Raw genomic sequence first — 3177 nt, 5'->3', positions numbered from 1 at the left:
CCGACGGCGTGGACGCGGACGCGGACCTCGCCAGGCGCCGGCGCCGGATCGGGCAGCGTCACGAGGGTGAGCACCCCGGGCGGACCGAAGCGGGTGACCTGGATCGCGCGCACGCGATCAGCATAGGTCGGGCGGGCGTTGTGGGTACGCCGGTCCTGTGATCGAGCCGCGCCCGGCGCCGGACGCGGTCAGCACCTACCGCGACGACGAGGTTCGGGCCTGGTCGCGCCGCTGGCCGTCGGAGTGCATCTGGCGGCCGCGCCGAGCCTGAGCGCTCGGCGCCGCATCCGACCCGCCGATGCGCCTTCCTGACTAATCCGCGGCACGTGTCCGTGCGAATGCCAGGAAACCACAGACGCGCAGAGGAAGGAGACCAGCATGGATTCGGCAGCGCGCTCCCACGCCCGCCGACGCCGCCTCCTGGCCATCGCCGGTGCTGTCGTTCTTGCGGCACTCACGACCCCGGCAGTGGCGGCGATGCCGCTGCTGCAGGCCACGGCTCCAAGGCCGGCCCAGCCCAGCACCACCGCCATCCCGACCAGTACCAGCCCCAGCGCCGACACCCGTCCGCGCACCCCGTTCCCCGCGTTCGTGCTGGACAAGGGCCGCTTCACCGCATTCGATGCCCCTGGCGCGGTCATGCAGACGGGGGCGGCCGCCATCAACGACCTCGGCAAGATCGCCGGTAACTACATCGACGCCGACGCCGCCTACCACGGCTTCCTGCGCGACCGGCGTGGCCGGTTCACCACCATCGACGTGCCCGGCGCCCTGGCCACCCAGCCCAGCGACATGAACGACCGCGACCAGATCGTGGGCACCTACAGCACCACCGCCCGCCAGCCACAGGCCCCAGACGCCAAGCCGCGCGGCTTCCTGCTCGACCGGGGCCGGTTCATCGGGATCGACGTCCCCGGCGCGCTGCAGACCCGGGCCAACGGCATCAACAACCGCGGGCAAGTGGTCGGCGAGTACGTCGACGCCGCCGGCAACTTCCACGGCTTCCTGTGGGACAAGGGCCGGTTCACCACCATCGACGTCCCCGGCGTGGCCGCGACCTCACCGCTCAACGTCAACGACCTCGGCCAGATCGTCGGCGGGTACGTCAAGGATCTCACCGAGCAACCGCTCACCATCCGCGGCTTCCAGCTCGACAAGGGCCGCGTCACCACCTTCGACGCCCCTCCCGGCCCGTTCACATTCGCCACCGGCAACAACAACCGGGGCCAGATCGTGGGCTTCAGCGCCACCGGCGGCGTCACCGACGGCGGTCCCATCCCGACGATCCGCGGGTTCCTGCTGCGCAAGGGCGTCAAGGGCCCCATCACCCCGATCGCGTTCCCCGGCGCGCCCAACACCCTGCCCAATGGCATCAACGACCTCGGCCAGATCGTGGGCGCCTACCAGAACCCCGACATCCCGCCGAACCCACAGGGCACCAGCATGCAGCCGCCGAGTGCGATGTCCGCGGCGCTGGCTCCCCGCTGATCCGGGCAGGGCCGAGCTGGCCTGCGCGGCGCGTGGCTCGGCACTCGCGACCAGTGTGGGCGTGGGCCGCACGCCCCGCGCCGTACGGCCCACGCCGGGTTGCCGATCAGCGGCCGGTGACCATCAGCGCTTGCTGCCGGCCGCCTTTACGGGACGCTGCCGTCACCTCCTTTCCGCCAGCGGAGCGGGCCGGGCGGCCCGCAGGAGCAGTGCGCCGGCCATCAGCAGCCCAAGGGTCACGATCGCCAGCAGGTCGCCGGCGCCGCCGGTGAACGCCAGGGTGCCGCCGGAGTCGCCGAGCGCCGAGCGGAGCCGGGCGAAGGTCGCCCCAGCCGCACCGGCCGCGCCGGCCAGCATGCCGCCGGTACCGGTCAGGCCGGTCTGGTCCGGCGCGCTGATGCCACCGGTGCTGGTGTCCTGGCCGCCGCTGCCGTCCGTCGCCGGTGGCGTTGGCGACGGCTGGGTCGGCGGCGGTGTCCCGCCGGTGCCGGTGTCCGCGTCGCAGTCGCCGACGCACACCGTCGTCGGGGTGGAGGGCACCAGGCCATCGACCCCGAGCCCGGGCCGATCGATCGCGGCCAGCAGGCCGTCGAGGGAGATGTCCCCCACCGGTGCCGGCAACGTCGGCGCCACCCCATCCAGCGCCGGGACGGCAAGCCCGGCGATGCCCACCTCGACAACCGCGTCAGCGCCCCCCGACGCCGGGTCGCCCAGGCCGAGGAGGCCCAGTTCCACAACCGCGTCGGCGCTGGTCGCCGTGGCGTCATGAGCCACCGTGATGGCCGCGTCCGCGGTGGCCGCCGCTTGGTCGGCAAGCCCGAACAGGTCCACCTCGACAGCCGCGTCGGCGCTGGTCGCGGAGCCGTCACCTACCACTAGGGTCGCGTCCGCGGTGGCCGCCGCCTGGTCGGCAAGGCCGGACAGGTCCACCTCGACAGCCGCATCGGCGTCGGTGGCGGAGCCGTCATGACCTACCGTGATGGCCGCGGCCGGGTCGCCCGAGCCAAAGAGACCCAGCTCGACGATCGCGTCCGCGTCGGTCGCCGTGGCGTCGTGACCCACCGTGATGGCCGCGTCCGCGGTGGCGGGCGGGGCGGCGAGGTCGACCGTCGCGAGCGCGTCCACGCCGTCGGCCGTGCCTTCGCGGGCGAGCATGATGGCCACCTTCGCGGTGGCGGACTGGCCGGCGGGGTCGAGGTGGCGGGCGGACGGCACGGCCACCTTAGCCGCGACGCTGGCCCGTGGGCTGGTGTCGGCCGCCACGTCGGCGGCGACCGACGGGTCGAGCCCGGCAGGTCGGGTGATGGTCGCCTGGCCCGAGACGGACGCCCACGGCTGGCTCGGTCGCGTCTCCAGCGAACCCCGAGCCGACCCGAGCCCGGACACCCGGACACGGGCGTAGTTGTCGCCCACCTGGACGGTGGTGCTGTCGCTGTCCGAGCCGGCCTGGCCGCCGCAGCGACCGAGCAGTCCGGACAGCGCCCCGTCGCCGCAGAGGCGCACCTCCGCGGTGGGCGCGGAGCCGACACGCACCGACGCCCGGGTCGCTGCCTCGTCGGCGCTGGCGGTGCCGGCGCCGAGGGCCAGCAGGCCCCCCGCGAGCGCGGCCACGCCGATCGCGCGCTTGGTCCACGAGTTCACTCGTTGTCTCCTTCCAGCGAAGTTCCGGGACGTTCCAGAACGTCGACG

General features: G+C 73.8%; 2 protein-coding genes. One reads left to right on the top strand and one right to left on the bottom strand.

The features are described from left to right. Window positions 1–378: 378 nt before the first annotated feature. On the top strand, window positions 379–1488 hold the full coding sequence (locus VGR06_RS43560) for a hypothetical protein (RefSeq protein WP_327565148.1): 1110 nt from the start codon (window positions 379–381) through the stop codon (window positions 1486–1488). Window positions 1489–1650: 162 nt separating this feature from the next. Here the strand turns inward: VGR06_RS43560 and VGR06_RS43555 are convergent, their stop codons facing one another. Beyond that, the gene (locus VGR06_RS43555; protein ID WP_327565147.1) at window positions 1651–3129 is read right to left on the bottom strand and encodes a hypothetical protein; all 1479 of its coding nucleotides are present in this window, start codon (window positions 3127–3129) and stop codon (window positions 1651–1653) included. Window positions 3130–3177: the final 48 nt, after the last annotated feature.

The sequence above is a fragment of the Actinophytocola sp. genome (genome assembly GCF_036002505.1).
GTDB lineage: Bacteria > Actinomycetota > Actinomycetes > Mycobacteriales > Pseudonocardiaceae > DASYTH01.
Note: the sequence above shows the minus strand (reverse complement) of the source record. Positions and strands in the feature narration are given on the sequence as shown.